General features: G+C 74.4%; 23 protein-coding genes. 9 read left to right on the top strand and 14 right to left on the bottom strand.

Going from position 1 to position 22,898, the window contains the following annotated elements; translation table 11 throughout:
* Positions 1 to 274: 274 nt before the first annotated feature.
* Together EYB28_RS05320 and EYB28_RS05315 are read right to left on the bottom strand one after the other, a co-directional pair.
* A complete protein-coding gene (locus EYB28_RS05320) occupies positions 275 to 943 on the bottom strand; it encodes a redox-sensing transcriptional repressor Rex (RefSeq protein WP_166845460.1) in 669 nt (222 codons plus the stop codon).
* A 17-nt stretch (positions 944 to 960) separates the two neighbouring features.
* Entirely contained in the window at positions 961 to 1,263 is a 303-nt protein-coding gene (locus EYB28_RS05315) for a glutaredoxin family protein (RefSeq protein ID WP_370459502.1), read from the bottom strand.
* A 41-nt stretch (positions 1,264 to 1,304) separates the two neighbouring features.
* Here EYB28_RS05315 and EYB28_RS05310 point away from each other — a divergent pair, with 41 nt between their 5' ends.
* A complete protein-coding gene (locus EYB28_RS05310; RefSeq protein ID WP_166845459.1) occupies positions 1,305 to 2,111 on the top strand; it encodes an HAD family phosphatase in 807 nt (268 codons plus the stop codon).
* Positions 2,112 to 2,273: 162 nt separating this feature from the next.
* Here the strand turns inward: EYB28_RS05310 and EYB28_RS05305 are convergent, their stop codons facing one another.
* Both EYB28_RS05305 and EYB28_RS05300 read right to left on the bottom strand, forming a co-directional pair.
* Positions 2,274 to 2,372: a 30S ribosomal protein bS22 gene (locus tag EYB28_RS05305; protein WP_012085056.1), complete on the bottom strand. Its 99-nt coding sequence runs from the start codon at positions 2,370 to 2,372 to the stop codon at positions 2,274 to 2,276.
* Positions 2,373 to 2,514: 142 nt separating this feature from the next.
* Positions 2,515 to 3,693: an acetoin utilization protein AcuC gene (locus EYB28_RS05300; protein WP_166845456.1), complete on the bottom strand. Its 1,179-nt coding sequence runs from the start codon at positions 3,691 to 3,693 to the stop codon at positions 2,515 to 2,517.
* A gap of 138 nt (positions 3,694 to 3,831) precedes the next feature.
* On the opposite strand from EYB28_RS05300, the gene EYB28_RS05295 reads away from it, so the two are divergent.
* Both EYB28_RS05295 and EYB28_RS05290 read left to right on the top strand, forming a co-directional pair.
* Complete coding sequence (locus tag EYB28_RS05295; protein ID WP_166851759.1) at positions 3,832 to 5,190, top strand: TrkH family potassium uptake protein; 1,359 nt, start codon at positions 3,832 to 3,834, stop codon at positions 5,188 to 5,190.
* A gap of 60 nt (positions 5,191 to 5,250) precedes the next feature.
* Positions 5,251 to 5,922: a TrkA family potassium uptake protein gene (locus EYB28_RS05290; protein WP_166845454.1), complete on the top strand. Its 672-nt coding sequence runs from the start codon at positions 5,251 to 5,253 to the stop codon at positions 5,920 to 5,922.
* A gap of 7 nt (positions 5,923 to 5,929) precedes the next feature.
* Here the strand turns inward: EYB28_RS05290 and EYB28_RS05285 are convergent, their stop codons facing one another.
* Positions 5,930 to 7,201 carry an ATP-binding protein gene (locus EYB28_RS05285; RefSeq protein WP_205710848.1) on the bottom strand — a complete coding sequence of 424 codons (1,272 nt, stop codon included), beginning with the start codon at positions 7,199 to 7,201 and terminating at the stop codon, positions 5,930 to 5,932.
* A gap of 197 nt (positions 7,202 to 7,398) precedes the next feature.
* Between EYB28_RS05285 and EYB28_RS05280 the strand changes: the two genes are divergently transcribed.
* Entirely contained in the window at positions 7,399 to 8,757 is a 1,359-nt protein-coding gene (locus EYB28_RS05280) for a phytase (protein ID WP_166845452.1), read from the top strand.
* Between the two features lie 78 nt (positions 8,758 to 8,835).
* Here the strand turns inward: EYB28_RS05280 and EYB28_RS05275 are convergent, their stop codons facing one another.
* From EYB28_RS05275 to EYB28_RS05255, 5 genes are all read right to left on the bottom strand, one after another.
* On the bottom strand, positions 8,836 to 9,558 hold the full coding sequence (locus tag EYB28_RS05275; RefSeq protein ID WP_166845450.1) for an ABC transporter permease: 723 nt from the start codon (positions 9,556 to 9,558) through the stop codon (positions 8,836 to 8,838).
* Positions 9,555 to 10,319: an ABC transporter ATP-binding protein gene (locus EYB28_RS05270; RefSeq protein WP_166845448.1), complete on the bottom strand. Its 765-nt coding sequence runs from the start codon at positions 10,317 to 10,319 to the stop codon at positions 9,555 to 9,557. Before EYB28_RS05270 ends, EYB28_RS05275 begins: the two co-directional genes overlap by 4 nt.
* Positions 10,320 to 10,364: 45 nt before the next feature.
* Entirely contained in the window at positions 10,365 to 10,994 is a 630-nt protein-coding gene (locus EYB28_RS05265) for a TetR/AcrR family transcriptional regulator (protein WP_166845446.1), read from the bottom strand.
* A gap of 47 nt (positions 10,995 to 11,041) precedes the next feature.
* A complete protein-coding gene (proC, locus tag EYB28_RS05260; RefSeq protein WP_304599232.1) occupies positions 11,042 to 11,884 on the bottom strand; it encodes a pyrroline-5-carboxylate reductase in 843 nt (280 codons plus the stop codon).
* A gap of 77 nt (positions 11,885 to 11,961) precedes the next feature.
* The gene (locus tag EYB28_RS05255) at positions 11,962 to 12,606 is read right to left on the bottom strand and encodes a hypothetical protein (RefSeq protein ID WP_166845444.1); all 645 of its coding nucleotides are present in this window, start codon (positions 12,604 to 12,606) and stop codon (positions 11,962 to 11,964) included.
* A gap of 129 nt (positions 12,607 to 12,735) precedes the next feature.
* On the opposite strand from EYB28_RS05255, the gene radA reads away from it, so the two are divergent.
* Together radA and disA are read left to right on the top strand one after the other, a co-directional pair.
* Complete coding sequence (gene radA, locus EYB28_RS05250; RefSeq protein ID WP_166845442.1) at positions 12,736 to 14,139, top strand: DNA repair protein RadA; 1,404 nt, start codon at positions 12,736 to 12,738, stop codon at positions 14,137 to 14,139.
* A 92-nt stretch (positions 14,140 to 14,231) separates the two neighbouring features.
* Positions 14,232 to 15,317, top strand: a complete 1,086-nt coding sequence (gene disA / locus EYB28_RS05245) for a DNA integrity scanning diadenylate cyclase DisA (RefSeq protein ID WP_166845440.1) — start codon at positions 14,232 to 14,234, stop codon at positions 15,315 to 15,317.
* A gap of 71 nt (positions 15,318 to 15,388) precedes the next feature.
* On the opposite strand, the gene EYB28_RS05240 is transcribed toward disA, so the two are convergent.
* Positions 15,389 to 15,892, bottom strand: coding sequence for a GNAT family N-acetyltransferase (locus tag EYB28_RS05240; RefSeq protein ID WP_240930399.1), 504 nt, complete (start codon positions 15,890 to 15,892; stop codon positions 15,389 to 15,391).
* A gap of 1 nt (position 15,893) precedes the next feature.
* Entirely contained in the window at positions 15,894 to 16,844 is a 951-nt protein-coding gene (locus tag EYB28_RS05235; protein ID WP_166845436.1) for a hypothetical protein, read from the bottom strand.
* Between the two features lie 699 nt (positions 16,845 to 17,543).
* On the opposite strand from EYB28_RS05235, the gene EYB28_RS05230 reads away from it, so the two are divergent.
* Positions 17,544 to 18,449, top strand: a complete 906-nt coding sequence (locus EYB28_RS05230; RefSeq protein ID WP_240930398.1) for an A/G-specific adenine glycosylase — start codon at positions 17,544 to 17,546, stop codon at positions 18,447 to 18,449.
* 146 nt (positions 18,450 to 18,595) lie between these two features.
* On the opposite strand, the gene EYB28_RS05225 is transcribed toward EYB28_RS05230, so the two are convergent.
* Positions 18,596 to 19,126 carry an amino-acid N-acetyltransferase gene (locus EYB28_RS05225; protein ID WP_255461466.1) on the bottom strand — a complete coding sequence of 177 codons (531 nt, stop codon included), beginning with the start codon at positions 19,124 to 19,126 and terminating at the stop codon, positions 18,596 to 18,598.
* Positions 19,127 to 19,223: 97 nt separating this feature from the next.
* Positions 19,224 to 20,177, bottom strand: a complete 954-nt coding sequence (locus EYB28_RS05220; protein ID WP_166845435.1) for a sugar-binding transcriptional regulator — start codon at positions 20,175 to 20,177, stop codon at positions 19,224 to 19,226.
* A gap of 105 nt (positions 20,178 to 20,282) precedes the next feature.
* Between EYB28_RS05220 and EYB28_RS05215 the strand changes: the two genes are divergently transcribed.
* Positions 20,283 to 22,028 (top strand): glycerol-3-phosphate dehydrogenase/oxidase, encoded by a 1,746-nt coding sequence (locus EYB28_RS05215; protein WP_166845433.1) that lies wholly within the window; start codon positions 20,283 to 20,285, stop codon positions 22,026 to 22,028.
* Between the two features lie 90 nt (positions 22,029 to 22,118).
* Positions 22,119 to 22,880, top strand: coding sequence for an MIP/aquaporin family protein (locus EYB28_RS05210; RefSeq protein ID WP_166845431.1), 762 nt, complete (start codon positions 22,119 to 22,121; stop codon positions 22,878 to 22,880).
* Positions 22,881 to 22,898: the final 18 nt, after the last annotated feature.

The raw sequence follows: 22,898 nt of genomic DNA, 5'->3' as shown, positions 1-22,898 counted from the left end.
GTCCGCTCGGCCGCTCGTTCCTCGCGGCCTCCTGCCAGGCCCAGCCAGCCTCGCGACAAGCATCCCCGAAGGGTCTCGTGCTGTGGTCGCCCTGCCTGCACGCGCGCCACGTCAGGCCTGTGGGAGCGGCTGCTGCAGGTGCTGTGGTCGCCCTGGTTGCACGCGCGCCAAGTCACGCGGAGAAAGAGCGGAGGGATGCCGGGACCACCGCGCCTGCACCGGTGACTGCCGTCGGCTCGGGAGGCCGGCGTCGGCCACCGCGAGGCCGCGGAGTCTACGGCTGGGGCTGCGGGGCGGCGTGGGTCGCGGCGCGGGCGGCGGCGTGGAAGGCGAGGATCTGCAGCTCGCCCGCGACGTCCACGGAGCGCACGACGACGTCGTCGGGCAGCTGCAGGGCCACCGGCGCGAAGGACAGGATCTCGCGGACCCCGCCGGCGACGACGCGCTCGGCGAGGCCCTGCGCCACGGGGCCGGGCGTCGCCAGCAGCACCATCGACACGCCGCGCCGGGCGAGGACGTCCTCGAGGTCGTCGACGTGGTCGATCGTGATGCCGGCCGCGGTGCGGCCCACGACGCGCGGGTCGGCGTCCAGCAGCGCCACGACCTGGAACCCGCGGGCCGCGTACCCGGAGTAGTTCGCCAGCGCGTGCCCCAGGTTGCCGATCCCCACGATCGCCAGCCGGTGCTCGGAGCCCAGACCCAGGGCCGAGGCGATGTACGACGCCAGCGACTGCACGTCGTAGCCCACGCCGCGCGTGCCGAACGACCCCAGGTACGACAGGTCCTTGCGCAGCTGCGCCGACCCCACGCCGGAGCGCTCCGCGAGCTCCGAGGACGACGTCGTCGTCACCCCCGCCTCCGCCAGGTCGCGCAACGCGCGCAGGTAGTAGGGCAGCCGCGCCACCGTCGCGGCCGGCACCGTCGCCTCGCCGAGCTCGATCACGTTCGTTCCCTCCCGGGCTACCGCCCCAGCCGGCGCGCCAAGCGCGCGGCGTCCACCCGCCAGAACCCCTGCTGCACACCGTCCACCTCGACGACCGGTACGTAGTCGCCGTACCGCGCCACCAGGTCGTCCGACGCCCCGCCGGCCGCGTCGCCCGCTCCGCCGACGTCGATGTCGACCTCGCGCCACGCCGCGCCCACGGTGCCGCACACCTCGACCACCACCGCCCGTGCCTCGTCGCACAGGTGGCAGCCCGCCCTCGTGTACAGGACGACCCGGGGGTCGTCGACCGATTCTTGCAGCCCGCTCACGCAGGACAGCGTAGCCGCGCCGACGTGGTGGCGCCGATACAGTGGGCCGCATGCCGTCGCCCGCCGAGTCTCGTGTTCCCCCGGCGCGCACGGCGGCGTTCTTCGACGTCGACAACACGATCATCCGCGGCGCGAGCGCCTTCCACCTCGCCCGCGCGCTGTACCAGCGCCGATTCTTCGGGGCCGGCGACCTGCTGCGCTTCGGCCTGATCCAGGCGAAGTACCTGATGTTCGGCGAGTCGCGCAGCCAGATCGAGACCGTCCGCAGCCGGGCCCTGTCGCTCATCGCGGGCCGGTCCGTCGCGGAGATCACCGCCGTCGGCGAGGAGGTGTACGACACCGTCCTCGAGCTGCGGATCTTCCCCGGCACCAAGCGGCTGCTGGACGAGCACCTCGCCGCGGGCGACCAGGTGTGGCTGGTGACGGCGACCCCGGTGGAGATCGGCGGCATGATCGCGCGACGGCTCGGCGCCACGGGCTGCCTCGGCACGGTCGCCGAGCACTCGGGCGGCTACTACACCGGCCGCCTCGTGGGCGATCTCATGCACGGCGAGGCGAAGGGCGCGGCGGTCCGCGAGCTGGCGGAGCGCGAGGGCGTCGACCTCGCGTCGTCCTACGCCTACGGCGACTCCCTCAACGACCTGCCGATGATGCGCTCCGTGGGCCACCCGTGCCCCATCAACCCCGACACCCGGCTGCGGCGGCACGCCAAGGAGGTCGGCTGGCCCATCCGCGAGTTCCGCGGCCGCGGGCAGCGGGTCGCCGGGCGGGGCATGAAGACGGCGTCGTGGGCCGGCGCGGCCTGGATCGTCGGCCTGGTGCTGCGCTCGATCCAGCGGCGCTTCCGCCGCCGCTGACCCAGGTCGGCATTCCGTCCCCGGGTCGGCACGCCTGTGTGCCGACCCGGGGACGGGATGCCGACCCGGCGCGCCCGCACCGTCCGGAGACGCGACGAGCCCGGCGCCCTCACGGAGGGCCCGGGCTCGGTGCGTGCGCCCCGCCGACCGGCGGGGGCGGCGTCACTTCTTGTTGCGGCGCTGGTGACGCGTCCTGCGAAGCAGCTTGCGGTGCTTCTTCTTCGCCATGCGCTTGCGGCGCTTCTTGATGACGGAGCCCATGAGGTCCTCACAATGCTGGTCGGGTGGTGGAGCACGGTTGGTCCCACGAGCACCTGTCCCCAGGCGCAGCCGACCAACACGAAAAAGTCCGTCCCTCAGAGTACCCGATCCGGCCCGCAGGCCCGAACACGGACGGCACCCCTCAGTCGCGGTAGGGGTCCAGGCCCCACGTCGGGAACACGTGGCGGCGCGTGGCCAGCACGGCGCGGTCGACGTCGTCCTCCGGGTCGTACCCGTCGCTCCAGGGGCGCCACGCGACCTCGCCGCCCCCGAGCCGTTCCGCGGGGTCGAGGCCGGAGAGCTCCTCCACCTCGCGACGCCAGCGGGTGGGCAGCTCCAGGCCGGGCGCCAGGGGCGCATGGGCGGCCTCCGCCACGAGGCTCGCCCACACCAGCGGGACGACGTCGACGACCGCGTACCCGCCGCCGCCGAGCGCCACCCACCGGCCCCGGGCGACCTGGTGCGCGAGGTCGTGCACCCAGCGCGCGGCCGTCCGCTGCGCGTCGACGCTCACGGCGAGGTCGGTGAGGGGGTCGTTGGCGTGGGCGTCGCACCCGTGCTGGGAGACGATCGCCTCGGGCTCGAACGCGCGCACCACCGCAGGCACGACGGCGTCCACCGCGCGCAGCCACTGCTCGCCGCCGGTGCGCGGCGGCAGGGCGACGTTCACCGCGGTGCCCTGGGCGGCCGTGCCACCGGTGTCGCCGGCGTTGCCGGTGCCCGGGAACAGCGTGTGCCCGTCCTGGTGGACGGAGACGGTGAGCACCCGCGGGTCGTCCCAGAAGATCGACTCGACGCCGTCGCCGTGGTGGGCGTCCAGGTCGACGTAGACCACGCGCTCGGCGCCGAGGTCGAGGAGCCGCTGCACGGCGGCCGCGGCGTCGTTGTACACGCAGAAGCCGGACGCGGCGTCCCGGCGGGCGTGGTGCATGCCCCCGGCGACGTTCACGCCGTGCGCCACGCGGCCGGTCCACACGGACTCCGCGGCGTCCACGGAGGCGGCCACGAGCCGCGCGGCGGCGTCGTGCATGTCCGCGAAGACGGGGTCGTCCTCGGTGCCGAGGCCGCGGGCCGGGTCGGGCTCGCCGGTGGCCGCGGCGCGGCGCACCGCCGCGACGTAGTCGGCGTCGTGCACCGTGCGGATCACGTCGTCGGGCGCGGGGCCCGGGACGTCGCCCACCTCGAGGGTCGGCTCGTCGAGCAGCCCCAGCTCACGGACCAGCCGCATCGTGAGGTCGAGGCGGGCGGGCGCCATCGGGTGCCCGGGACCGAAGTCGTATCGCAGGAGCTCGGGGCTCCACAGCAGCCGGGCGACGCGCATCCCGTCACGGTAGCCCACGTCGTGGCAGGCTTGAGCCGCGTGTCCGCGGACCGGGGCGGGGACGCGGACGGCGGCACGTGCGAAGGCCGGACGGCAACGGGAGGTCGGGTGGCGACGAGGTGGGGCAGCCGCGCCGTCATGCTGCGCGAGTGGGTCGACAAGACGGTCCGCGAGTACCCCGCCCGGCTGGCGATGACCGTGTTCGCCGCCGTCATCACCGTCTTCACGCTGCTGCTGCTGCCCCCGTGGGCGACGGCGTCGGGCCGTTCCGCATCGTTCGCCGACGCCCTGTTCACCGCGACCTCGGCCGTGTGCATCACGGGCCTGGTGACCGTCGACACCGGGGAGTACTGGTCCACCTACGGTCGCGTCGTCATCATCGTCGGCATCAAGATCGGCGGCCTGGGGGTCATGACGCTCGCGTCGCTGCTCGGCATGGCGGTGTCGCGGCGCATCGGGCTGACCCAGCGTCTCCTCACCGCCTCGGAGACCAAGACGAGCCGCCTCGGCGAGGTCGGCGACCTCGTGCGCGTCATCATCATCACCTCGACGTCGATCGAGGCCACCATCGCCCTGTTCCTCTTCCCCCGCTTCCTCGCGCTGGGCGAGAGCGTCGGGCAGGCCGCGTGGCACGCGGCGTTCTTCGGCATCTCGGCGTTCAACAACGCCGGGTTCGTCCCGACGGCCGACGGCCTGGTCCCCTACACCTCCGACTGGCTCGTGCTGGTGCCGGTGGCCCTGGGCGTGTTCATCGGGGCGCTGGGCTTCCCCGTGATCCTCAACGTGCTCACCCACCGGCGCCGCCGGCACCACTGGGTGCGGTCGCTGTCGCTGCACACGAAGCTGACGGTCACCACCAGCCTGGCGCTGCTCGCCGGCGGCGCGGTGCTCATCGGCGCCCTGGAGTGGAACAACCCCCGCACCCTCGGCGAGCAGGACCTGCCCACCCGGCTGCTCTCGACGTTCTTCGCGGCCGTGATGCCCCGCTCCGGGGGGTTCAGCACCGTGGACGTCGGCGCCATGCACGACGAGACGTGGCTCGTGCACGACGCCATGATGTTCGTCGGCGGCGGGTCCGCCTCGACGGCGGGCGGCATCAAGGTCACGACGCTCGCCGTCATGCTGCTCGCGATCCTCGCCGAGGCCCGCGGCGACAAGGACACCGAGGCGTTCGGGCGGCGGATCCCGCGCGACACGCTGCGGCTGTCCATCGCGGTGGTCTTCATCGGCGCGACCGCGGTGCTCGTGTCGTGCATCGTGCTGCTGCAGATCACCGAGTTCTCGCTGTCCCAGGTGCTGTTCGAGGTGATCTCGGCGTTCGCGACCGTCGGGCTGTCCACCGGCATCACGCCCGAGCTGCCGGACGCGGCGAAGATCTGGCTCAGCGCCCTCATGTTCATGGGCCGTGTCGGCACGATCTCGATCCTCAGCGCGCTGGCGCTGCGCGACCGGCGCCGCATCGTACGCTTCCCCGAGGAACGCCCGATCATCGGGTGAGCCAGACTCATCCGACCGACAGCATCGGCTGACGCTCCGCCCCACCAGGAAAGGAACACCGTGCCCGACAAGAAGGTCCCCGAGCGGGACGCCGGCGTGCTCGTCATCGGCCTGGGCCGGTTCGGCTCGGCCATCGCCTCCACGCTGGACCGGCTCGGTCAGGACGTGCTCGCCGTCGAGCAGGACGAGCGCCTCGTGGCGCAGTGGTCGGGGCGACTGCCGCTGGTCGAGGCGGACGCCTCCAACCCGGAGGCGCTGGAGCAGCTCGGCGCCCGGGACTTCGGCGTGGCCGTCGTCGGCGTCGGCACCTCCCTGGAGGCGTCCGTGCTCATCACGGGCAACCTCGTGGACATGGGCACCCCGCAGATCTGGGCGAAGGCGGTCTCGGTGGAGCACGGCCGCATCCTCACGCGCATCGGCGCCCATCACGTGGTGTTCCCCGAGACGGACGCGGGCTCCCGCGTCGCGCACCTCGTCAGCGGCAAGATGCTCGACTACATCGAGGTGGAGGACGGGTTCACCATCGTCAAGATGCGCCCGCCGAAGGAGATGCAGGGGTTCACGCTCGCGCAGGCGAACATCCGGCAGAAGTACGGCATCACCGTCATCGGGGTGAAGTCGCCCGGCGTCGAGTTCGCGTACGCGACGCCGGAGACGCGGGTCAGCGCAAACGACCTGCTGGTCTGCTCCGGCCACGCCGAGCTGCTGGAGCGGTTCTCCGCGCGGCCGTAGCGCGCGGTCAAGGCCCGAGCAGGGCCAGGGGGACGACGGCGATGCCGTCCGGTCGCCGGTACGCTGCCCGCCCCGTGGTGATGACGACCGAGTCGACGACATCTGCCCCGACACGTTCTGAGAGCCAGTGCAGGTGTCGCACGTCCCGGTCGCTCGGCGTGGCACCGAGCTTGACCTCGATCGCGAGGACGCGCCCGTCGTCCCGCTCGACGATCAGGTCGACCTCGTGGTCCCCTCGGTGCGTCCGCAGGTGGCTCACCGTCGCGCCCGCTCCTTCCGCGTAGACGCGGACGCACAACGTCGCCAGGCTCTCGAAGAGCGCACCGAACAGGCTTCCACGACGGGGCCCGACCGTCCCGGCGGGGTGCGGCGTGTCCAGCAACGTGGGCGCGTTCACTCCGAGCAACCGGGCGGCGAGCGCCGGGTCGGCGAGGTGATGCTTCGGCGTCCTGCCCAGGGCGCTCAGCCGGCTGCCTGCCCCGACCCACGGCGGGAGCTCCTCGAGCAGCCAGATGCGCTCGAGGGTCTCGCGGTACGCGGTCGTGGTGGTCCGCGCAGGCTTGTCCGGCTCTCCCGCCGTCGCCGCGTCGAGGATCTCGGTGTACGAGGCCGTCGTCGCCGTGGCGGCCGCGTACGCCCGCATCCAGGCCCGGAGCGTCCCGGGCCGACGAACCTCGCGGCCGGCCTCCGGGAAGTCACGCTCGACGATGAGCCGAAGATACGTGTCAAGCGCGTCCCGTCGCACGCGTGGCGGCATCTCACGCAACCCGGGGAACCCTGATGCCACGATCTCCTCGGCGTAGTGCTCGAGCAGGACACCGGTGTCGCCCTCAAGTGCGCGCTCGCCACCGAGCATCGCTGAGAGCGAGACCGTGGGGTCGCCGATGCCGCGCTCCGCCAGGGCCATCGGACGCATCCTCAGCTGCACGATGCGTCCAGCGCCCGAGTGCATCGGCCGTGCCGTCGGCGTCGCGGATCCCGTCAGCAGGAACGAACCGGGCTCGGCCCCGTCGTCCACGCCACGACGCACCGCGTCCCACACCCTCGGGAGCACCTGCCACTCGTCGACGAGGACGGGCCGGGGAAGTCGTGTCACGCGGCGGAGGTCTGCCACGACGAGGTCGGTCTCGTCCGGGTCGGAGAGGTCGACCACGGTGCGCGCACGTCGCTGAGCCGTCGCCGTCTTGCCCACCGCCTTGGGGCCGACGATCGCCACTGCTGGCAAGCCGGTGAGCATGCGGTCGAGCTCACCATCGACCACGCGATTCCTGTACTCCACCAGGCCACACTACAGACTCGCGGACTCCTACGCTACAAACACGCACGTCCCTACGCTACAAACACGTAGGCTCCCACGCTACAGATGCGCGCGGGAGCCTCCCGCTCGGTCCCGCGATGCGCGGGCCTCGCGGTGTTCGCCTCCCGGACACCCCGGCGCCACCGGGAGGTCAGAGCCGCAGGGGAACCTCTGCTCCCATGCGATCCCCACGAACCGCGCTGCTCGCGCTCGCCCTGCTGCCCGCCCTCGCCGTCGTCCACGCCGCCGCGGCATGGGGGCATCCCGGGCACGGCGGCGGTGACCCGCACGGCCGCGGCGACGTGGCGGCCGTGACGACCGACGTCCAGACCCCGGCGCTGTTCGACGACGAGGCGGGCGGCAACGCCTCGGGCGACGACCCCGCCATCTGGGTGCACCCCGAGGACCCGGACCGCTCGCTCGTCGTCGCCACCGCCAAGGAGGGCGGACTGCGCGTCTACGACGCCGACGCCGCCGAGGTCCAGTCGCTGCCCGCGACGCCCGCGCCGCGCGCCGACGGGGTGGACGGCCGGTACAACAACGTCGACGTCGCCTACGGCCTCGAGGTCGGCGGCGAGCGTCTGGACGTCGCCGTCGTCTCCGACCGGTACAACGACCAGATCCGCCTGTTCGCCGTCGACCCCGACGGCGCGGCCTCCGACGCGCCGCTGCACGAGATCACGACGCCCGACCAGGAGTTCCTGTTCCAGCCGGACCGCGCGGGCGTGGACTCCGAGCAGACCGCATACGGCCTGGCCGTGTGGCAGGACGGCGACGACGCGTACGCCGTCGTCACGCAGGAGGGCACCACCCGCATCGCCACGGCGCGCCTCGTGCCCGGCGCGGACGGTACCGTGGGCTACACGGACGTGCAGCACCTCGACATGCCCGCGTCGTTCGACCTGCCCGACGGCACCACGTGGACCCCGTGCGACGAGCCGGGCGTCGGGCCGCAGCTCGAGGGCCTGTCCGTGGACCAGCGCACCGGCACGCTGTACGCGGCGCAGGAGGACGTCGGGCTGTGGCGGCTTCCGCTCCCGCTCGGCTCCGGGGAGCCGCGCCTGGTGGACCGGGTCACGGACTTCGGCGTGCACGACGCCTACGACCCCGCCACCGAGGAGTGCGCACCGGCCGACGGCTCGTCGCAGGCCGACGCCGTCGCCGCGAACCCGTTCGGCGGCGACCTGCTCACGGCCGACGCCGAGGGGGTGGACGTCTACGACGGGCCCGGCCGCACCGGGTACGTCATCGTCTCCAGCCAGGGCGACGACACGTTCGCCGTGTACTCGACGACGGGCCGCAACCGTGCCGTCGGGTCGTTCCGCGCCGAGGGCGCGGGCGACGTCGACGACGTCCACGGGTCGGACGGCCTGGCCGTCACGCACCGGCCGGTGGGCGACCACACGGAGGGGCTGCTCGTGCTGCACGACGAGCCGCACACCGGCCCCGACGTCGCCGACGAGCGCGCGGACGACGCGACGAACTTCCACTACGTGGGCTGGGACGCCGTCGCCGACGCGCTGGGCCTGCACCACTGACCCAGCCACCCGTGTTGTGGGCGCGGTTTCGGGGACGATCCGACCGCGGATTGTCCCCGAAATCGCGCCCACAACGGATCAGGCGGTGCGGCGGCGCAGGGTCGCGACGCCGAGGGTCACGGCCCCGACGATGAACAGGGCGATCACGCCGACGGCGCCGGCGACGTCGGGCCACTCGGCGCCGGCGGCGAGGTCCTGCATGGCCTCCACGGCGTACGTCAGCGGGAAGACGCGGGACAGCCACTCGAGCACCTGCGGCATCTCGTCGCGCGGCATGAGCAGGCCGCAGGTGATGAGCTGGGGGAAGATGATCGCCGGCATCATCTGCACCGCCTGGAACTCCGACCGGGCGAGCGCTGACGCCGCGAGGCCCAGGCAGGAGCCGAGCACGGCGTCGAGCAGCGCGACCACGACCACGAGCCACAGCGGCCCGGCGACGTCCATCCCGACCAGGAGCGCGAAGCCGACGACCACCAGGGCCTGCACGAGCGCGAGCCCGGCGAAGGCGAGCGCGTAGCCGGCGACGAAGTCGCCCTTGCCCAGCGGGGTCGTCATGAGGCGTTCGAGCGTGCCCGATTGCCGCTCGCGCAGCGTCGCGACGCTCGTGACCAGGAACATCACGATGAGCGGGAACAGCCCCACGAGCATGGGGCCGAACTGGTCGAGCACCGGGGTCCCGTCGAACATCCAGGCGATGAGGCCCAGCAGCAGGCACGGCAGCACGATGATGAGCGCCACGGTCCGTCGGTCGAACCGGATCTGCGCCAGGACGCGTGCCGCGGTGGTGAGCGTGAGGGTCATCGGGACTCCTCCCCGGTGGTGGTCCCGGCCGCCTCGGACCGGTCGATGAGCGCGAGGAACGCCCGCTCGGCGTCGGGGGCGCCGGTCTCGGCGAGCAGCTCGTCGGGCGTGGTGTCCGCGACGAGCTCGCCCCGCCGCAGCAGGAGGAGCCGGCCGCACTGGGTGGCCTCGTCCATCACGTGGCTGGAGACGAGCAGGCTGCGCCCGTCGGCGGCCAGGCCGCGGAAGGTGCGCCACAGGTCCCGGCGCAGGACGGGGTCGAGACCGACGGTCGGCTCGTCGAGGACGAGCAGCTCGGGGTCGCCGACGAGCGCCGCGGCGAGGGAGACGCGCGAGCGCTCCCCTCCGGAGAGCGTGCCGACCCGCTGCTTCTCGTGGCCGGCGAGGTCCACCGTGTCGACCGCCCGGGCGACGGCGGCATCGGCCCCCGCGGCGGGCAGGCCCGCCAGCCGCGCGAAGTACCGCAGGTTCTGCACGACGGTGAGGTCGGTGTACACGGAGGCGGCCTGGGTCACGTAGCCGACACGACGGCGCAGTCCGGGCGACCCGGCGGGCTCGCCGAGCACGGTGACCTCGCCGCGCGTCCTGTCCTGCACGCCGACGATCGCGCGCATCAGGGTCGTCTTGCCGGACCCGGACGGCCCGAGCAGACCGACCACCTGGCCGGTGGGCACGTCGACGTCCAGGCCGGCGATCACCTCGCGACCGCCGCGTTCGACGTCGAGGCCGCGGACCCGGACGGCACCTCCGTTATTCACCATGTGAAGAATTCTGCTCCTCCGCCGTGCCCGACGCAATCCCCCCGGTCAGCCGGGCGGCAGCTCCCCCGTGAGGTAGCGCTGGACGGTCGGCCCGACCAGCGCAGCGGCACGCGCCGGCGGGAGGGCGGCCAGCGGCTCGACGGGGACGAGGTAGCGGGTCAGGAGGAGCCCCGACATCTGCGAGGCGACGAGCGAGGTACGCAGCCGCGCGTCGTCGACGCCGAGGCGCCGCACGAGCGGCCCGAGCACCTCCGCGCCGAGGAACTGCGGGAGCAGCGCCCGCAGGCCCGGGTCGGACAGCACGGCGGGAATCATCAGCCGCACGGTGTCGCCCTCGTCCGCGTCCCACACCTCGAGGACGGCACGCACGAGCCGCTCCCCCATGGTCTCCACTGGACCGCCCTCGGCCACGGCCCGGGCGATGGACGCGGGGTCGACGTCCGCCAGCCCGAGTGTGGCGGTCAGCAGGTGCGTCTTGTCGCCGAACCAGTGCCGCACCGTGCCCGGGTCCACCCCGGCACGCCGCGCGACCGCACGGAGGGACGCTGCCTCGTACCCCCGCTCGAGGAACTCCGCCCGGGCCGCCGCCAGCACCGCGCCCCGGGTGTCGGAGCCGCCGGGGCGGCGCCCCCGGCGGCCGGGCCTGGTCTCGGCGGGCTTCTCACGTGCGGGCACACCGTCATCGTGCCAGGTGGGTGGGCGCGCCCGCCGGACGGCGGCGGTCAGCCGTGCTCGGCGGCGAGCTCGCGCGACCGGTCCCGGGCGGCGGAGAGCGCGTCGAGGAAGGCCGCGCGCACGCCGCCGTCGTCCAGCTTGCGCAGCGCGGCGACGGTGGTGCCGCCCGGCGAGGAGACCTTCTCGCGCAGCAGCACCGGGTGCTCCCCGGTCTCGTCGAGGAGCTTCGCCGAGCCCAGGACGGTCTCGACGGCGAGGCGGCGCGCGACGTCGCGCGTGAGGCCCAGCAGCACGCCGGCCTCCGCCATCGCGTCGACGACGTAGAACACGTACGCAGGCCCCGACCCGGCGAGCGCGCCGAACGCGTCCATGTCCTTCTCCGCGACACGGAAGACGTGCCCGGAGCCGGACAGGACCGTCTCCACCAGCGCGACGTCGTCCTCGCGGGCCGCCGTGCCGCCGACGACGGCGGTGACGCCCGCCCCGACGAGCGCCGGCGTGTTCGGCATCGCCCGCACGACCGGCGTCCCCGCCGGCAGCCGCTGCTCGAAGAACGACAGCGGCAGGCCCGCCGCGACGCTGACGACGACCGCGCCCGGCTCCAGGGCGTCCGCGACCCGGTCGAGCATGGACCCGACGTCCTTCGGCTTCACGCCGACGACGACGACGTGCGCGCCGGCGACCGCGGCGACGTTGTCCGTCGTCGCGCGCACCCCGTAGCGCTCGGTCAGCTGCGCCCCGCGCTCGGGCCGGCGGGACGTGACCACCACGTCGCCCGGCGCCACGCCGGCCTTCAACGCCCCGGACAGCACCGCCTCGCCCATGTTCCCCGTGCCGAGGAACGCGACCGTGGTGCCGGTGACCTGCTGCTCGTCCGTCTGTTCGCTCACGGGCACCACGGTACGGGGCGGACGACGGCGGGCGGCCGCGTGGACGTGTGCCGACGGCCACAGCCGGGCAGCAGCGCCTACAGCGGGTAGGCGGAGTAGAAGTCCTGGACCAGCTCGGCCGGGCCGGTGGCCTGCAGGACGGCGGTCCCGTTGCGCCACGTGACGACGGCGGTGCCCTCGGCGCTGCCCGGCGTGACGACGTACGACCCGACGGTCTCGCCGTCCACCTGCACGTCGCCCTCGTCCGTCGGGTCGCCCGCCGCCTTCACGAGCGCCTCGTAGGTGCCGGCGGCGCCGTCGCCGTCCTCCCACTGCCCGGCAAGCACGTCGACACGCGTCGCCCCGCCACCATCCCCGTCGGCGTACGTCAGCTCCCACGCCTCGACGGCGTCCACGTCGTCGACCCACGCGTCGTGCGGGACCGCCTCGCGCAGCGCCAGCTGCAGCACCGTGTCCGGCATGGCCATGAGGAACGCCGTCTGGTCCTCCGGGCGGCCGCTCGGCTCGATCGTCGGCGTCGGCGGCGGGCCGGTGACCGTCGTCGTGGGCTCCGGTTCGGGCGAGCGCGCGAAGCCGGGCCAGACCACGGCCGTGAAGATCACCACCAGCAGCACCAGCGCACCAGCGAGCGAGGCCACCACGATCCGACGACGGCGGATCACCGCCGCCGACGGGCGCCGGGACCCGCCTCGACCGTTCGGGCCCGTGCGTGCCTGGCTCACGTCGTCCTCCTGGTCGTCGGCGCGGTGCACCCGCAGCCTAGAGCGCGCGACGCCGTCCGGGAGCCGTATCCGGGCCGCGTGTCGAGGCCGGACTCTCCCTGTCGGTGCCCGCCCCTAGCGTGTCGTGACGTGAGTACCTCGACGGCGTCCCGCACGCGCAACCGCCCGGCCTTCCGCTGCACGGAGTGCGGCTGGACCACCGCGAAGTGGGTGGGGCGGTGCGGGGAGTGCCAGGAGTGGGGCACGGTCACGGACGAGGGGCCGGCGGCGACCGGGCCGCGGACGGTCGCGGTCAGCCCGGCCCGCAACCCGGCGCGGCCGATCGGCGAGATCGACGTGGCCGCCGCGCAGGCGTCGCCCACCCAGGTGGACGAGCTCGACCGCGTCCTCGGCGGCGGCCTGGTGCCGGGCGCGGTGGTGCTGCTCGCCGGGGAGCCGGGCGTCGGCAAGTCGACGCTGCTGCTCGACGTCGCCGCGACGTTCGCCCGCGGTGCGGACGGCCGCTCGAACCGCACCGTGCTGTACGTGACGGGCGAGGAGTCGGCCGGGCAGGTGCGGCTGCGCGCCGAGCGCATCGGGGCGCTCGCGCCCACCCTGATGCTCACCGCCGAGACCGACCTCGCCAGCGTCCTGGGCCACATCGAGGCGACCGAGCCGGACCTGCTCGTCGTCGACTCGGTGCAGACCATCGCCTCGGCGGAGGTCGACGGCGCCCCGGGCGGCGTCAGCCAGGTGCGCGAGGTCGCGGCGGCGCTCATCGCGGCGGCCAAGGAGCGCGCAGTGCCCGTGCTGCTCGTGGGTCACGTCACCAAGGACGGCACGGTCGCCGGGCCGCGCACGCTGGAGCACCTCGTCGACGTCGTCTGCCAGTTCGAGGGCGACCGGCACTCACGCCTGCGCATGGTCCGCGCCGTGAAGAACCGGTACGGGCCCACCGACGAGGTCGGCTGCTTCGAGCTCAACGAGTCGGGCATCGTCGGGCTGAGCGACCCCAGCGGGCTCTTCCTGTCCCACCTCGGTGCCGGCGTCCCCGGCACGTGCGTCACGGTCACGCTGGAGGGCCGACGCCCCCTGGCGCTGGAGATCCAGTCGCTCGTCGCCCCGTCCCCGCTGGCTAACCCGCGCCGCACCACGAGCGGCCTGGAGACGTCCCGCCTCGCGATGATCCTCGCCGTCCTGCACCGGCACGCCGGGCTGCGGCTCGCCGACCAGGACGTCTACGTCTCCACCATCGGCGGCGCCAAGGTGACCGAGCCCGCCGCCGACCTCGCCACCGCGCTCGCCATCGTGTCCGCCCGCACCGGAACCCCGCTGCCGACGGGCACGGTGGCGCTCGGCGAGGTCGGTCTCGCCGGCGACATCCGGCCGGTCACCGGACTCGACCGCCGGGTGGGCGAGGCGGCGCGCCTCGGCTTCGTGCGCGCCGTCGTGCCCGCCGGGACCAAGGTCGCGGCGCCCGCCGGGATGCGGCTGCTGGAGGCCCGGCACATCGCCGAGGCCGTGGAGCTCGCCGAGGTCGCGGCGCGCCGCTGACCGGCGAGCGCTTGCCCCGTGCCGGGGCCGATCCGGCGCCGACCGGGTGTCTTCCCTGGGGCGGGCGGCCTCGCACGTCGTAGGCTTTCCTCGTGGCTCCCTCCTTCGCGCACTCCGACGCCCTGCTCAGGGAGACGCTCGCGGCCGTCGCCCCCGGGACCGAGCTCCGCGACGGTCTCGAGCGCATCCTGCGCGGGCGCACCGGCGCGCTGATCGTCCTGGGCCTCGACGACGTGGTCGAGGAGATGTGCTCCGGCGGCTTCGTCCTCGACGTGGAGTTCTCCGCGACCCGCCTGCGCGAGCTGTCCAAGATGGACGGCGCCGTCGTCATGGACCGGGACGCGACCCGCATCCGGCGCGCCGCCGTCCAGCTGCTGCCCGACCCGACGATCGAGACCAGCGAGTCCGGCACCCGGCACCGCACCGCCGAGCGGGTCGCCAAGCAGACCGGCCTGCCGGTGATCTCGGTGAGCCAGTCCATGCGCATCGTCGCGATCTACATCGGATCCTTCCGGCACGTGCTGGAGGACCCGGACACCATCCTGGGCCGCGCCAACCAGGCCCTCGCCACGCTGGAGCGGTACCGCTCCCGCCTCGACGAGGTGTCCGGCACCCTGTCCGCCCTGGAGATCGAGGACCTGGTGACGGTCCGCGACGTGTGCTCCGTGGTGCAGCGCCTGGAGATGGTGCGCCGCATCTCCGAGGAGATCGACGGCTACGTCGTCGAGCTCGGCGCGGACGGCCGCCTGCTGGCGCTGCAGCTCGACGAGCTCATCGGGGGCATCGGCGCCGACCGGGACTTCGTGGTGCGCGACTACGTCGAGCTCGACCGGGCCGGCCGCGCCGTGGCCGCCGTCCACGCCGACCTCGCGTCGCTGGACTCCGCCCAGCTCCTCGACCTCGGGCAGATCGGCCGCGTGCTCGAGCTGCCCGGCGGCGGCGTCGCCCTCGACGCCGCCGTCGCGCCGCGGGGCTACCGGCTCCTGTCCAAGGTGCCGCGCCTGCCCGCCACGATCATCGACCGGCTGGTCGGGCACTTCGGGGGGCTGCAGAAGATGCTCGCGGCGAGCGTCGACGACCTCATGGCCGTCGAGGGCGTCGGCGAGCAGCGTGCCCGAGCCGTGCGCGAGGGCCTGTCACGGCTCGCGGAGTCGAGCATCCTCGAGCGCTACGTCTGACCGAGCCCGACGCCTGACAGCGCTGCACCGCGCGGCGGAGCCGCGCGCGACAGAGCACGGCCCGTTGCCGGTCACGGCCGGTCCAGGTCACGGTGCCAGGCGACCTCCCGCTCGAGCTGCCCGGTCCGGCGGAACAGGCGCACCTGGGTGGCGTCGGCGAGCACGCCGGCCAGCTCCTCGGTCGTCGCGCGCGCGAACCCGAGCCGCTGCCAGAACGGCCCCGACCGCCGGGAGAACAGCCACGCGTGACGGGCGCCCGCGTCGCGGGCCCGCAGGACGGCGAACTCAGCGACCGCCAGGCCCTCGCCCCGGCCGCGCCGGTCCTGCCGCACGGCGGTGCTGCGCACCAGCGCGTGCTCGCCGTCGGCGCTCAGCTCGAAGCCAGCGCTCGCCGCGACCCGCCCGCTCGCGTCGCGGGCCACCCAGAGGTGCACGTCGGCGCGGTCCAGCCCGGCGAGGGTGAGGTCGGCGTCCCGCAGGAAGGCCTCGACGTCAGGCACGTCGTCGGCGCGCACCGGCACCAGCCCCGAGACCAGCCCTGCGGCCGGCGCCTCCGCCGGACACGGGCTCGCCACGTCAGGCATCGTCCGTCCCGCTCTTCTGCCCGCCGCCCTTGGCGTCCTCCGCGGTCTCGGTCCCCTTCGTGGGCCGGTCCCCCGACGCGCCCTTGTCACCCTTCGCGTCCTTGTCCTTCGTGCTCCCGTCGGGGCTGGTGCCCGAACCGTCCGCGGTCGCGTCGTCGGAGCCGTCGTCGGTGGCGCCGTCATCGGCCGCCGAGTCGTCCCCGGTGCCGGACGCCGCGCCCCGGCCGCCGTCGCCCTTCTCGGCGGAGCCTTCCGCCGACGGCGCGACGCTGGGCTCGGGCGGGGCGGTGACGGTGACCGTGACGGGCTCGCTGCGCGCACCGGGCACGTCGGCGAGCTCCGCGTACGCCTGGTAGGTGCCGGGCTCCAGCGCTGGCAGGTCGTCCGCGCACTTCGCCGTCGACCGCTCGGTGCGCCAGCGCACGTCCTGCTCGGCGACGTGGTCGACCCCGAGCAGCAGCATGGTCTCGCCGTCGGTGCAGTCACCCGAGGACCAGACGCGCTTCCCCGGGGCCGCGGCGTCCTCCTCGGCGCCCTCGGTCGCGGTCTTCTTCGCGGACCCCGACGACGTGCCGGCCGTCCCCGTCGCGCCGGCGGTGCCGGACGCGTCGGCCGGGAGCTCCCGCACCGTGACGGTGCGGCTGCCCGAGCCGCCGTCGACGAGGCACGGCACCCGGCCGGTGTTCGTCACCTTCACGGAGAAGACGAGGGAGTCGCCGACCACGGCGGTCGGCGTGGCGGCGGAGAGGGTGAGGTCCACGGCGTCCGCGCGGCAGGTGGTGGCCGGGCCGGTGAGGTCGATCGGCTCCGGCGGCGCGGCCTTGTCGGCCGGCAGGCCGGGGTCCGAGCTCGGCAGCACCGCGCGCACGGCGTCCGCGGCCCGACCCACGCCGTAGCCGCCGAGCACGCCCACCGTGCACAGCAGCGCGAGGACCGCCAGCATCCCGGCGAGACGGCCGCGCCCTCCGCCCGCGCGGCGGCGCGCGCCGGAGCGGGTGGGGGCGCGGCCCGGCGTCCGGCGGGCGGTGCCCGGCGCGACCAGCCCGTTCGTCGTCCTGCGGGTGCCGCCCGACCTCGACCCACCGCGCGACGCGCCGCGCCCGGCCGGTGCCGTGCCGCGGCCCGACGTGCGCGCCCCACCGGAGCGGGACGAGGCCGACCGCGACGAGGCCGACCGCGAGGCCGTGGACCGGGACGTGGAAGACGACTTCGCCTGCCCGTTCGATCGCCGGGTGGCGGCCTGCTGCCCGCCCTTCGCCGCGGCGGAGCGGGAGGAGCCGGACGCCCCGGAACCGGACCTCGACGAGCCCGACCGGGTCCCACCGGAACGGGTGGATCCGGACCTGGACGTGCCCGACGCGGAGGCGCCCGACCGGCGGGCGGCGGCCCCGCCCCGCGAGGCCGCCGCGCCCCGGGACCCGGACGCGCCTCCGCGTGCCGCACCGCCGCGCGAGGCCCCGGAGCCTCGGCGCCCGTCCTTCGCAGGTGTCACCGGCCACCCCTCCGTCTCGTACTGCCGGCGCCACAGTACGACGTGGGCACGCGCCCACCGCGCAGCCGCGCCGCCACCCCCAGTCGTCAGGGCGAGATGGCCGTCGACCGGTACCCGAGCGTGACAGGTCGTGGGAGAGAATGGGCCACCGTGTCGACCACCGCGCCCCCGGCCCCCGAGACCACCGACGAGCTCGTCGAGCGCGTCACCGACTGGTTCTCGGGCGCCGCCCGCGACCTGCCCTGGCGACGCCCGGACCGGACCCCCTGGCAGGTGCTCGTCAGCGAGGTGATGCTGCAGCAGACGCCGGTCGTGCGGGTGGAGCCGGTGTGGCGCGAGTGGATGCGCCGCTGGCCCGCCCCCGCCGACCTCGCGACCGCCCCCACGGCGGAGGTGCTGCGTGCCTGGGACCGCCTCGGCTACCCGCGCCGAGCCCTGCGGCTCGCCGACTGCGCCCGCGCGATCGTCGAGCGGCACGACGGCGCGGTGCCGGACGACGAGGAGGCGCTGCGTGCCCTGCCCGGCGTCGGCGAGTACACGGCGGCCGCGGTGCGGGCGTTCGCGTTCGGCCGCCGCGCCGTCGTCGTGGACACGAACGTGCGGCGCGTCCTCGCCCGGTCCCTCGGCGGCACCGCCCTCGGCGCCCCGTCACCCACCGCGGCCGAGCGCGCCCTGGCCGCCGCTGCCGTCCCGGCGGACGACGCCACGGCGGCCCGCTGGGCCGCGGCGTCGATGGAGCTCGGCGCGCTGGTGTGCACCGCGCGCGCCCCGCGCTGCCACGCGTGCCCCGTCGCCGACCTGTGCGCCTGGCGCGCCGCCGGGCACCCGCCGGACGCGCACGCGCACCGCCGCCGCACCCAGGCGTGGCACGGCACCGACCGCCAGGTCCGCGGGCGCGTCATGGCGGCCCTGCGGGCCTCGGACGCCCCGGTCCCCCGGGCGCTGCTCGCGGACTCCGGGCCCGACCCTGTGCAGGTGGAGCGCTGCCTCGCGGGCCTGGTCGAGGACGGCCTGATCGAGCAGGACGACGCGGACCGCTTCCACCTGCCTGCCTGACCACCCACTCCGGTGTTGTGGGTACGAAGATGGCGTGGATCCGGGCCCGGATCCACGCCATCTTCGTACGTACGAAGATGGCGTGGATCCGGGCCCGGATCCACGCCATCTTCGTACCCACAACACCGGAGGGCAGCCTCGAAGGGTCAGAGGTCGAGGAGCATGCGGGTGTTGCCGAGCGTGTTGGGCTTCACGTGGGCGAGGTCGAGGAACTCCGCGACGCCGTCGTCGTGCGAGCGCAGCAGCTCGGCGTACACGTCCGCGGTGACGGGCGTGCCGTCGATCTCGCGGAACCCGTGCGCGGCGAAGAACGGGACCTCGAACGTCAGGCAGAAGACGCGGCGGAGCCCGAGGCCGCGGGCCCGCTCCACCAGGGCCGCCAGCAGGGCGTGCCCGACGCGCCGTCCGCGCCACGCCGGGTCGACCGCCAGGGTGCGCACCTCGGCGAGGTCCTCCCACATGACGTGCAGGGCGCCGCACCCGACCACGTCACCGGCTGTGCCGCCGTCGGTGGACGTCGCCACGACGAACTCCTGGACGGCCTCGTAGTAGCCGACCATCTCCTTGTCGAGCAGGATGCGTCGCTCGGCGTACGGCTCCACGAGCCCCCGCACCGCGCGCATGTCGGCGGGCAGGGCGGGACGCAGGGCGATCGGGTCCTGGGGCTCGGTGGGCACGCGGTCACTCTACGACCGGGGCCGGCCACCGCGTCCGGGCGTCCGCGGCACGCCGCGCCCCCGTCCGTGCACAGACGTTCACGACATTCACCCGTCGTCACCGGCCCGCCACGAGGCGAGCGGCCGTCACCTCGTCCACCACGAGGTCGGTCACGACGCCGGCGGCCAGCGCGGCCCGCAGCGGGGCCGTCTTGTTGTCCCCCGCCACGGCGCACAGGCGCCGCGGGATGCGCCGCAGCTCGGCGGGCGACGGGCCCGTGGCACGGGCGTTGAGGGAGATGTCGCGGTACGTGCCGTCCGCCCGCAGGAACACGGTGCACACGTCCCCGACGACGCCCTCCGTGTCGAGGACGCCGACGTCGTCCGGCTCCAGGTACCCGGCCGCGTAGACGTGGGACGGCACGCCGCCGGTGAGGGCGCCCACCGAGAACAGCGCGATGTCGGCCCGCGACTGGACGTCGAGGACGCGGCGCACGGAGCGCTCGCGCCACATCGCCTCCCGGGTCTCGGCGTAGTCGAAGAACGCCGGCACCGGGAAGTGGTGCAGGTGGGCGTCGAAGGCCTCGCCGAAGCCCGCGATCAGGTCGCCGGCGTAGCTGACGCCGGAGGTCCGCGTGTTGGCGGCCCCGTTGAGCTGCACGACGGCGGAGCCGCGGGTGGGCTTGTGCGGCAGGTGGTGGGCGATCGCCGCGAGGGTCGTCCCCCAGGCGATGCCGAGCACCATCTCGGAGTCGAACCACCGGGCGAGGAGCCGGGCGGTGGTGATGGCCACCTGGTCGAGCCGCTCGGCGTCGCCGGCCGAGTCCGGGACGGGCACCACGTAGGCGTCGATGCCGTACCGCTCGGTGATCTCCTGGCCGAGGCCCGGCGCCCGCGAGTGCCCGGGTCGCAGGGTGATCTCGACGACGCCGGTGTCCCGCGCCCGCTTGAGCAACCGCGACACCGTGGAGCGCGACGTGCGCAGGTGGCGGGCGATGGTCTCCATCTTCATGTCCTGCAGGTAGTACATGGTCGCGGCCATCACCACGTCACGTTCCCGGTCGGTCGTCACCCGTCCACGGTCTCACGGATTCTGCACGTTCGTGCACCCGGCTTGCGAGGACGTGCCACCAGTGTTGATCTGGAAAACGTCCCTCGTCGATCGGAAGGAAGAACGATGGCCTCATCCCGGCTCACGGCCGACGCACGATCCCAGGCCCTTGCCGCGCTCGAGGGATCCCAGGCGGCGAGCGCCGAGCTCGACGTCCTCGTCGTCGGCGGCGGGGTCACCGGCGCCGGGATCGCCCTCGACGCCGCCACCCGCGGCCTGTCCACGGCCGTCGTCGAGGCCCAGGACTGGGCCTCCGGCACGTCCAGCCGCTCCAGCAAGCTCGTGCACGGCGGCCTGCGCTACCTGCAGATGCTCGACTTCCACCTCGTCAAGGAAGCCCTCACCGAGCGGGACCTGCTGCTCAAGACGATCGCGCCCCACCTGGTCAAGCCCGTCCCGTTCCTCTACCCGCTGGAGCACCGCCTCTGGGAGCGGGCCTACGTCGGCGCCGGCATCGCGCTCTACGACACGCTCGCCTCCCTCGCCCCCGGCCGCCGCGCCATGCCGCTGCACCGGCACCTGACCCGGCACCAGATGGAGCGCAAGTTCCCCGACCTCGCGCACGACGCCGCCATCGGCGCCGTCCAGTACTGGGACGCGTCCGTGGACGACGCCCGCCTCGTCACCACCCTGATCCGCACCGCCGCGAGCTACGGCGCGCACGCCGCGTCGCGCACCCAGGTCGTCGCGCTGACCAAGAGCGCCACGGGTGCGGTCAACGGCGCCGTCGTCGTCGACCTCGAGACCGGGCGGGAGATCACCGTCCGCGCCCGGCAGGTCATCAACGCCACCGGCGTGTGGACCGAGGACACCGAGTCGCTCGCCGGCGACGGCGGCGGGCTGCGCGTCCTCGCGTCCAAGGGCGTGCACGTCGTCGTGCCGCGCGAACGCATCCGCGGCACCTCCGGCCTGATCCTGCAGACCGAGAAGTCCGTGCTGTTCGTCATCCCGTGGTCGCGGTACTGGATCGTCGGCACCACCGACACCCCGTGGGAGCAGGAGCTCACCCACCCCGTCGCGACCGCTGCCGACATCGACTACGTCCTCGAGCATGCGAACGCCGTCCTCGCGCACCCCCTCACCCGCGACGACGTCGTCGGCACGTACGCCGGTCTGCGGCCGCTGCTGCAGCCCGGCACCAAGGAGGGCACCAGCTCGGCCAAGGTGTCCCGCGAGCACACCGTCGCGAGCCCCGCCCCCGGCCTCACGGTCATCGCCGGCGGCAAGCTCACCACCTACCGGGTGATGGCCAAGGACGCCGTCGACTTCGCCATCGGGCAGCGGGCCGCCGCCCTCCCGTCCATCACCGACCAGATCCCGCTGCTCGGCGCCGTCGGCCTGCAAGCCACCCGGCGGCAGGCCCGGGCCTGGGCGCAGCGGTACGGGTGGACGCCCGCCATGGTCGACCACCTGCTGCACCGGTACGGCTCGGACGTCGCCGCGCTGGTCGAGCTGTGCGAGCAGGACCCCGGCCTCGCCCGCCCCCTCGAGCACGCCCCCGCCTACCTGCGCGCCGAGATCCACTTCGGCGTGAGCCACGAGGGCGCCCTGCACCTCGAGGACGTCATGCTGCACCGCACCCGCCTCGTCTACGAGGTCGACGACCGCGGACGCGGCGCCCTGCCCGAGATCGCCGACATCGTCGCCCCGCTGCTCGGCTGGGACGACGCCACCCGGCAGGCCGAGATCGACTCCTACACCGCCCGCGCCGACGCCGAGGACGCGGCCGGGCTCGAGCCCGACGACGCCGCCGCCGAGGCCGCCCGGCTGCGCGCGCCCGACGTCGCCGCCATGCAGCCCCTGCAGGGCTGACCGCTCCATCACCGCGACGGGCGACCCCGCCCGCCGCGCTCTCTCCGCCAGGAGACGACGAAGTCCCCCCGAGAAGAAAGTGAACCGACGATGGACTCCATACTGGCCCAGGCGTTCTGGTCCGAGATCCTCGGCACCGCGACGCTGGTACTGCTCGGCTGCGGTGTCGTCGCCAACGTCGTCCTGCCCCGCAACAAGGGGTTCGACGGCGGGTGGCTGCTGATCAACTTCGGGTGGGGGCTGGCGGTGTTCGCGGGTGTCTTCACCGCGTTCAAGTCCGGCGCCCACATCAACCCGGCCGTCACCATCGGCCTCTTCTCCGCGGACCGGCCCTTCTTCGAGGTCACCGGCCCGGAGGGCCTGGTCACCGCGAGCATCGAGCCGACCGTCGGCAACATGTTCATGTACTTCGGCGCGCAGATGATCGGCGCGATCGTCGGTGCGGTGCTGTGCTTCCTCGCCTACAAGCGCCACTTCGACCAGGAGGCGCCCGGCGCGACCAAGCTCGCCGTGTTCTCCACCGGCCCCGAGGTGCGCTCCTACGGCTGGAACTTCGTCACCGAGGTCATCGGCACCTTCGTGCTCGTCTTCTTCGTGGTCGTGTCCGGCGAGACGCCGTCCGGTCTCGGCCCGCTCGCCGTCGCCCTCATCGTGGTCGGCATCGGCGCCAGCCTGGGTGGTCCCACCGGGTACGCCATCAACCCCGCTCGCGACCTCGGCCCGCGCATCGCCCACGCCTTCCTGCCCATCAAGGGCAAGGGCTCCAGCGACTGGGCCTACTCGTGGGTCCCCGTCGCCGGCCCGCTGGTCGGCGGCGTGCTCGCCGGCCTCGCCGGGGCGGTCTACGTCTGATCGCCCACCACACACCCC

The sequence above is a fragment of the Isoptericola sp. BMS4 genome, assembly GCF_011634835.1.
In the GTDB taxonomy this organism is placed as follows: Bacteria; Actinomycetota; Actinomycetes; order Actinomycetales; family Cellulomonadaceae; genus Isoptericola.
Note: the sequence above shows the minus strand (reverse complement) of the source record. Positions and strands in the feature narration are given on the sequence as shown.

Coding starts and splice junctions, on each gene's coding strand:
- EYB28_RS05215 (WP_166845433.1), top strand. CDS start 20,283: ATGGCCTCATCCCGGCTCACGGCCGACGCACGATCCCAGGCCCTTGCC.
- EYB28_RS05275 (WP_166845450.1), bottom strand. CDS start 9,558: ATGACCCTCACGCTCACCACCGCGGCACGCGTCCTGGCGCAGATCCGG.
- EYB28_RS05280 (WP_166845452.1), top strand. CDS start 7,399: ATGCGATCCCCACGAACCGCGCTGCTCGCGCTCGCCCTGCTGCCCGCC.
- EYB28_RS05305 (WP_012085056.1), bottom strand. CDS start 2,372: ATGGGCTCCGTCATCAAGAAGCGCCGCAAGCGCATGGCGAAGAAGAAG.
- EYB28_RS05270 (WP_166845448.1), bottom strand. CDS start 10,319: ATGGTGAATAACGGAGGTGCCGTCCGGGTCCGCGGCCTCGACGTCGAA.
- EYB28_RS05210 (WP_166845431.1), top strand. CDS start 22,119: ATGGACTCCATACTGGCCCAGGCGTTCTGGTCCGAGATCCTCGGCACC.
- EYB28_RS05310 (WP_166845459.1), top strand. CDS start 1,305: ATGCCGTCGCCCGCCGAGTCTCGTGTTCCCCCGGCGCGCACGGCGGCG.
- EYB28_RS05235 (WP_166845436.1), bottom strand. CDS start 16,844: ATGCTGGCGGTCCTCGCGCTGCTGTGCACGGTGGGCGTGCTCGGCGGC.
- EYB28_RS05295 (WP_166851759.1), top strand. CDS start 3,832: ATGCTGCGCGAGTGGGTCGACAAGACGGTCCGCGAGTACCCCGCCCGG.
- EYB28_RS05300 (WP_166845456.1), bottom strand. CDS start 3,693: ATGCGCGTCGCCCGGCTGCTGTGGAGCCCCGAGCTCCTGCGATACGAC.